The organism is Halomonas sp. 11-S5 (genome assembly GCF_029889825.1).
GTDB lineage: Bacteria > Pseudomonadota > Gammaproteobacteria > Pseudomonadales > Halomonadaceae > Halomonas.
In genome coordinates, this window is record NZ_JARANW010000046.1 from 1 (window position 1) to 6,344 (window position 6,344).

At 66.7% G+C, this 6,344-nt stretch carries 5 protein-coding genes and 1 tRNA gene; 5 read left to right on the forward strand and 1 reads right to left on the reverse strand.

The genetic code is table 11. The features are described 5' to 3' along the window. Positions 1-218 precede the first annotated feature (218 nt). Positions 219-305, reverse strand: a tRNA-Leu gene (locus OP497_RS17265). Positions 306-446: 141 nt separating this feature from the next. Between OP497_RS17265 and queA the strand changes: the two genes are divergently transcribed. From queA to secF, 5 genes are all read left to right on the forward strand, one after another. Beyond that, entirely contained in the window at positions 447-1,514 is a 1,068-nt protein-coding gene (queA, locus tag OP497_RS17270; RefSeq protein ID WP_280550712.1) for a tRNA preQ1(34) S-adenosylmethionine ribosyltransferase-isomerase QueA, read from the forward strand. A gap of 76 nt (positions 1,515-1,590) precedes the next feature. Beyond that, entirely contained in the window at positions 1,591-2,709 is a 1,119-nt protein-coding gene (tgt, locus tag OP497_RS17275) for a tRNA guanosine(34) transglycosylase Tgt (RefSeq protein WP_280550719.1), read from the forward strand. 66 nt (positions 2,710-2,775) lie between these two features. Beyond that, positions 2,776-3,111: a preprotein translocase subunit YajC gene (gene yajC, locus OP497_RS17280; RefSeq protein WP_280550714.1), complete on the forward strand. Its 336-nt coding sequence runs from the start codon at positions 2,776-2,778 to the stop codon at positions 3,109-3,111. A 151-nt stretch (positions 3,112-3,262) separates the two neighbouring features. After that, on the forward strand, positions 3,263-5,113 hold the full coding sequence (gene secD / locus OP497_RS17285) for a protein translocase subunit SecD (protein ID WP_280550718.1): 1,851 nt from the start codon (positions 3,263-3,265) through the stop codon (positions 5,111-5,113). Positions 5,114-5,122: 9 nt separating this feature from the next. Then, positions 5,123-6,046, forward strand: coding sequence for a protein translocase subunit SecF (gene secF / locus OP497_RS17290; protein WP_280550721.1), 924 nt, complete (start codon positions 5,123-5,125; stop codon positions 6,044-6,046). Positions 6,047-6,344: the final 298 nt, after the last annotated feature.

Consider the following 6,344-nt stretch of genomic DNA (forward strand, 5'->3'; position numbering starts at 1 on the left):
GAGCATCGGGTACCTCCTGATCGTTCTGTTTCCCAATCAGAGGGTACCCCGCTTGAGTGGGGGACACCTTATTTCGGTACTCAGGGGACTTTTAGCATCGGTACTGACACACACTGTAGCCTGCAAGCTACAAGCGTTGGATGAAACGCACCGCAGGCCAGTGGAGGGGGAACGCAAACAGCCGCCCGGAGGCAGCTGTTTCAGATCTGGCTCAAGGCTGGTACCGGCGGTCGGACTCGAACCGACAAGGGCTTGCACCCGGCGGATTTTGAATCCGCTGCGTCTACCAATTCCGCCACGCCGGCAACGCCGCAGGCATTATACGTGGGCACCGTGGCAGGTCAATCAGCCGGCTGACTTCCCTGCCACGAGGCGGTATCCTATCGGGCTTTGCGCGGCTCGTCGAGCCGCCCGACACGCCCCCTGAGCCGGATCAGAACGCCCCCATGCAGCGCGCCGACTTCCACTACGAGCTCCCCGAGGAGCTGATTGCCCGCTACCCCTCCGAGCAGCGCAGCGACTGCCGCCTGCTGTGCGTCGATGGCACTACCGGTGCGCTCGCCCACCGCCGCTTCCCCGACCTGGTCGAGCTGCTCGCCCCCGGGGACCTGCTGGTGTTCAACGACACCCGGGTGATTCCCGCCCGCCTGCACGGCCACAAGGCCAGTGGCGGCAAGGTGGAGATGCTGCTGGAGCGCCCCCTGGACGCCCATCGCGGCCTCGCCCACCTGCGCTCGAGCAAGTCGCCGAAGCCCGGCACCGAGCTGGTCTTCGAGGGGGGCATCCGCGCCGTGGTGGAGGGGCGCCGCGAGGCGCTGTTCGAGCTGCGCTTCCTGGGTGAGACGCCACTGATCGCGCTGCTGGAACAGCACGGGCACATGCCGCTGCCGCCTTACATCACCCGCGAGGATGAGCTGGCCGACCGCGAGCGCTACCAGACCGTCTATGCGCGGCGCGACGGGGCCGTGGCCGCCCCCACCGCCGGGCTGCACTTCGACGAGCCGCTGCTGGCGGCCCTGGCCGAGAAGGGCGTGGAGAGCGCCTACGTCACCCTGCACGTGGGCGCCGGCACCTTCCAGCCGGTGCGCGCCGACGACATCCGCGAGCACCACATGCACAGCGAGTGGATCGAGGTGGACGAGACCGCCTGCGAGCAGGTGCGTGCCGCCAAGGCCCGAGGCAACCGCGTCATCGCCGTGGGCACCACCAGCGTGCGCTGCCTGGAAAGTGCGGCCAGAGAGAGCGCCTGCCTGAAGAGCGCCGGTGACCGCAAACAGGGGGACGAGATCGTCCCCTACCGCGGCGAGACCGACATCTTCATCTACCCGGGCTACGAATGGCGGATGGTCGATGCGCTGGTGACCAACTTCCACCTGCCGGAGTCGACCCTGCTGATGCTGGTGGCCTCCTTCGCCGGCTTTGACATCACCCTGGCGGCCTACCGGGCGGCAGTGGCCGAGCGCTACGCCTTCTTCAGCTATGGCGATGCCATGTTCCTGACGCGCAAGCCCTGACACCCAAGCCCTGACACGCCGACGCCCGGCTCAGCCCCGATGCGCCACGAGAGTCCCCATGCGTAAAGACAGCTTCATGACATTCGAGCGCCTGGCCAGCGATGGCCGGGCGCGCCGCGGTCGACTGACCTTTCCCCGCGGCACCGTGGAGACCCCCGCCTTCATGCCGGTGGGCACCTACGGTACCGTCAAGGGCATGACCCCGGTGTCCGTGGAGGAGATCGGCGCCGAGATCATCCTCGGCAACACCTTCCACCTCTGGCTGCGCCCCGGCACCGAGGTCATCGAGGCCCACGGCGACCTGCACGACTTCGCCCAGTGGGACAGGCCGATCCTCACCGACTCCGGCGGCTTCCAGGTCTTCTCGCTGGGCGCCACGCGCAAGATCACCGAGCAGGGCGTGCACTTCCGCTCGCCGGTGGATGGCGCCAAGGTGTTCATGGGCCCCGAGGAGTCCATGGCGGTACAGCGCGCGCTGGGCTCCGACGTGGTGATGATCTTCGACGAGTGCACCCCCTACCCGGCCACCGAGGCGGAGGCCGAGCTCTCCATGCAGCGCTCGCTGCGCTGGGCACAGCGCTCCCGGGAGGCCCACGGCGACTCCCCCTCGGCGCTGTTCGGCATCATCCAGGGCGGCATGTATCCCGAGCTGCGCGAGCGCTCGCTCGAGGGACTGCTCGAGATCGGCTTCGACGGCCTGGCCATCGGCGGGCTCTCGGTGGGCGAGCCCAAGGAGGAGATGATCCGGGTGCTCGACACCCTGCCGGCCTGGATGCCCGACGACACGCCGCGTTATCTGATGGGCGTGGGCAAGCCCGAGGACCTGGTGGAGGGGGTGCGCCGCGGGGTCGACATGTTCGACTGCGTGATGCCCACCCGCAACGGCCGCAACGGCCACCTCTTCACCGCCGAGGGTACGGTCAAGATCCGCAATGCCAAGCACCGCTTCGACACCCGGCCGCTCGAGGCGGGCTGCGACTGCTACACCTGCCGGCACTTCTCCCGCGCCTACCTGCACCACCTCGATCGCTGCGGAGAGATGCTCGGCTCGATGCTCAATACCATCCATAACTTGCGCCACTACCAACGTCTGATGGCCGGTTTGCGCGGTGCCATCGAAGCGGGTACATTGGCGAACTTCGTGGAAGGCTTCTATGCGCAGCGCGGCCTGCCGGTTCCTCCCGCACCGAATTGACCCACGGCCGGCCCACAAGGCCGGCCGTAGAACATCCCGCTTTCATTACTCAGGAGATCGTCATACATGCTGGACTTCTTCATTTCCCCGGCCATGGCCCAGGACGCCGGCGCCGCCGGTGGCGGCATCGCCCAGATCGTCATGCTGGTCGGCTTCGTGGCCATCTTTTACTTCCTGCTGTGGCGCCCCCAGGCCAAGCGCGCCAAGCAGCACAAGCAGCTGATCGGCAACCTCTCCAAGGGTGACGAGATCGTCATCGGCGGCGGCATGCTGGGCCGCATCACCAAGGTGAGCGACGACAGCGAGTTCCTGAGCATGGAGATCACCGAAGGCACCGAGGTCAACGTGCAGAAGAGCGCCGTGGCCGCCGTACTGCCCAAGGGCACGCTCAAGTCCATCTGACTCGGGCGTAATAACGCCTCCGCCGTGGCGCCTTCCGGGCCGCGGCGGAGGCCGCCCTGCGGCCGGTGCGGCAGAAGCCGCGCGACCGGCTCCCGCTCGCACCGGTCGCTTCGTCAGCCTCCAACGTCCGCAACCTGAGGGCAGGGCCCCCATGCTCAACCGTTACCCCCTGTGGAAGTATCTGCTGATACTCGTCGTTCTCCTCGCCGGCCTGGTCTACTCCCTCCCCAACCTCTTCCCCGAGGACCCGGCGATCCAGATCAGCAGCGAGCGGGGCGACAGCACCATCGACGCGCGCCAGCTGGAGCGCCTCCGCGCCTCACTCAGCGAGGCCAGCATCGACATCCAGGCCGTGGAGGCGGAGACCAGCAGCGTGCTGATCCGCCTTGTCGATGCCGACGACCAGATGAAGGCCCGCGATCGCATCAGCGACATGCTGGGTGATGAGTACGTGGTGGCGCTGAACCTGGCCGAATCCACGCCGGCCTGGCTGCAGTCGCTCTCCGCCTCGCCCATGACCCTGGGCCTCGACCTGCGCGGCGGCGTGCACTTCCTGCTGGAAGTCGATATGGACGCCGCCCTGCAGCAGCGCCTCGAGGTCAACGCCAGCGCCATGCGCGAACTGCTGCGCGGCGAACGGATCCGCTACCGCGATACCCAGATCGAGGAACGCACCATCTCCATGGCCTTCGCCAACGCCGAGGACCGCGACGAGGCGCGGGGCCTGATCGCCCGCGAGTTCCCCGACTTCGACTACCGCAGCGAAGGCGATGACCGTGGTGCCCGCCTGGCCATGACCATGACCGACCAGGCGGTCAACGAGCTCCAGGACTACGCCATCAACCAGAACCTCACGACCCTGCGCAACCGGGTCAACGAGCTGGGCGTGGCCGAGCCGCTGGTGCAGCGCCAGGGGCCGGATCGCATCGTGGTCGAGCTACCCGGCGTCCAGGATACGGCCGAAGCCAAGCGCATCGTGGGCGCCACCGCTAACCTCGAGTTCCGCCTCGAGGCGCGCCCCGACACGCCGGACAACGAGACCGAGTCCTTCCCGTTCCGCAACAATCAGTCGCGCCGCGCCGACCTGATGCGCGACGTGATCATCACCGGTGACAGCGTCTCGAATGCCAACCACAGCTTCGATGAGAACGGCCGCCCCCAGGTCAACATCGACCTGGACGGCACCGGCGGCACCCTGATGAACCGGGCCACCCGCACCAACATCGGCCGCAACATGGCGGTGCTGTTCATCGAGCACAAGACTCGCGAGACCACCGTCACGGTGGACGGCGAGAAGGTCGTGGAACGCGAGCCCTATACCGAGCGCGGCATCATCAGCCTGGCCACCATCCAGAGCGCCTTGGGCAACAGCTTCCGCATCACCGGGCTCGACTCGCCCACCGAGGCGGCGGAGCTCGCCCTGCTGCTGCGCTCCGGCTCGCTGGCCGCGCCCATCTACTTCGTGCAGGAGCGCACCATCGGGCCGAGCCTGGGCGCCGAGAACATCGAGCGCGGCATCATGTCGGTGCAGGTCGGCCTGTTGCTGGTGGTGCTGTTCATGCTGGTGCGCTACAAGATATTCGGCGTCTTCGCCAACATCGCCCTGGCCCTCAACCTGACCCTGCTGGTGGCGGCCATGTCGCTGCTCGGCGCCACCCTGACCCTGCCCGGCATCGCCGGCATCGTGCTGACGCTGGGCATGGCGGTGGACGCCAACGTGCTGATCTTCGAGCGCATACGCGAGGAGCTGCGCACGGGGCTGTCGGTGCAGCAGGCCATCACGGCCGGCTACGAGCGTGCCTTCACCTCGATCATCGATGCCAACATCACCACCCTGCTGGTGGCGGTGATCCTGTTCTCCATCGGCACCGGGCCGGTCAAGGGCTTCGCCGTGACCCTCTCGCTGGGGATCATCACCTCGCTGTTCACCGCCCTGATGGTGACGCGGGCGATGGTCAACCTGACCTACGGCGGCAAGCCGGTCAAGAAGCTCTGGATATAAGAGGTGGCAATGAAATCCCTGGTCAATCGACAACTCGACTTCATGGGCAGGCGCCGGATCGCCTTCGCGATCTCGGGCCTGATGCTGCTGGTGTCGCTCGCCTCGCTGCTGTTCCAGCAGCTCAGCCTGGGGCTGGACTTCACCGGCGGCACCCTGGTCGAGGTCCGCTACGCGGTGGCGCCCTCCCTGGACGTCGTTCGCCAGATCCTGGAGGACACCGGGTTCCGTGACGTCTCAGTGCAGACCTTCGGCGCCTCCACCGAGGTGCTGATCCGCCTGCAGCAGGCCTTCGATCCCGATGTCGGCGAGCAGGTGGTCAACCTGCTGCGCGACGCCGGCGGTCAGGTGGAGCTGGTGCGTGCCGAATTCGTCGGCGCCCAAGTAGGCGACCAGCTGCGCGACCAGAGCGGCATGGGCCTGCTGGTGGCGCTGGGCATCGTGATGCTCTACGTGGCGGCCCGCTTCCAGTACAAGTTTGCCATCGGCGCCCTGCTGGCGCTGCTGCACGACGTGATCATCGTCGTCGGCATCTTTTCGCTGTTCCAGTTCGAGTTCGACCTCACCGTGCTTGCCGCCCTGCTGGCGGTGATCGGCTACTCGCTCAACGACACCATCGTGGTCTACGACCGCATCCGCGAGAACATCCGCAAGTCACGCATCGATGACATGCCGACGATCTTCAACGAGGCGATCAACATGACCCTGTCGCGCACCCTGGCGACCTCCGGCACCACTCTGCTGGTGCTGTTGGCGCTGCTGTTGCTGGGCGGCGACATGATCCACTACTTCGCCATCGCCCTGATCGCCGGCGTGGTGGTCGGCACCTTCTCCTCCATCTACGTGGCGGCGGCCCTGCTGCTGGCGGTGAAGCTGGATCGCGAGGACCTCATCCCGGCGAAGAAGGAAGATCCCGAGGCCGAGGAACTGCCCTGACAGCTGGAAGCTGGGAGGCAGCCTGATGCTTCTCCCCCCTCCAGAAACAAAAGGTTCGTCGCAGACTGGCGTGATCGTTGACCGCACGATACCGGCTGGCCATCAGACCCCGTAGGCTCGGTAAGCGCCAGCGCACCGGGCATGGCGAGGGCACCATCGTCACGCCGGATGCGCCTCCGGCTTATCTGGCCTGGTATGGATTGACCCGTCAAGGGCTCGGTTGTCTCTATTTACATATGGTTGTCCTCAATGCCGACGGGTCAGGGAGCGAGGGGCTATCAGCGACGGTGGATCTCTC

Excerpts from the sequence above, each read along its gene's own strand:
- secD (WP_280550718.1), top strand. The coding sequence starts at position 3,263 with ATGCTCAACCGTTACCCCCTGTGGAAGTATCTGCTGATACTCGTCGTT.
- yajC (WP_280550714.1), top strand. The coding sequence starts at position 2,776 with ATGCTGGACTTCTTCATTTCCCCGGCCATGGCCCAGGACGCCGGCGCC.
- queA (WP_280550712.1), top strand. The coding sequence starts at position 447 with ATGCAGCGCGCCGACTTCCACTACGAGCTCCCCGAGGAGCTGATTGCC.
- tgt (WP_280550719.1), top strand. The coding sequence starts at position 1,591 with ATGACATTCGAGCGCCTGGCCAGCGATGGCCGGGCGCGCCGCGGTCGA.
- secF (WP_280550721.1), top strand. The coding sequence starts at position 5,123 with ATGAAATCCCTGGTCAATCGACAACTCGACTTCATGGGCAGGCGCCGG.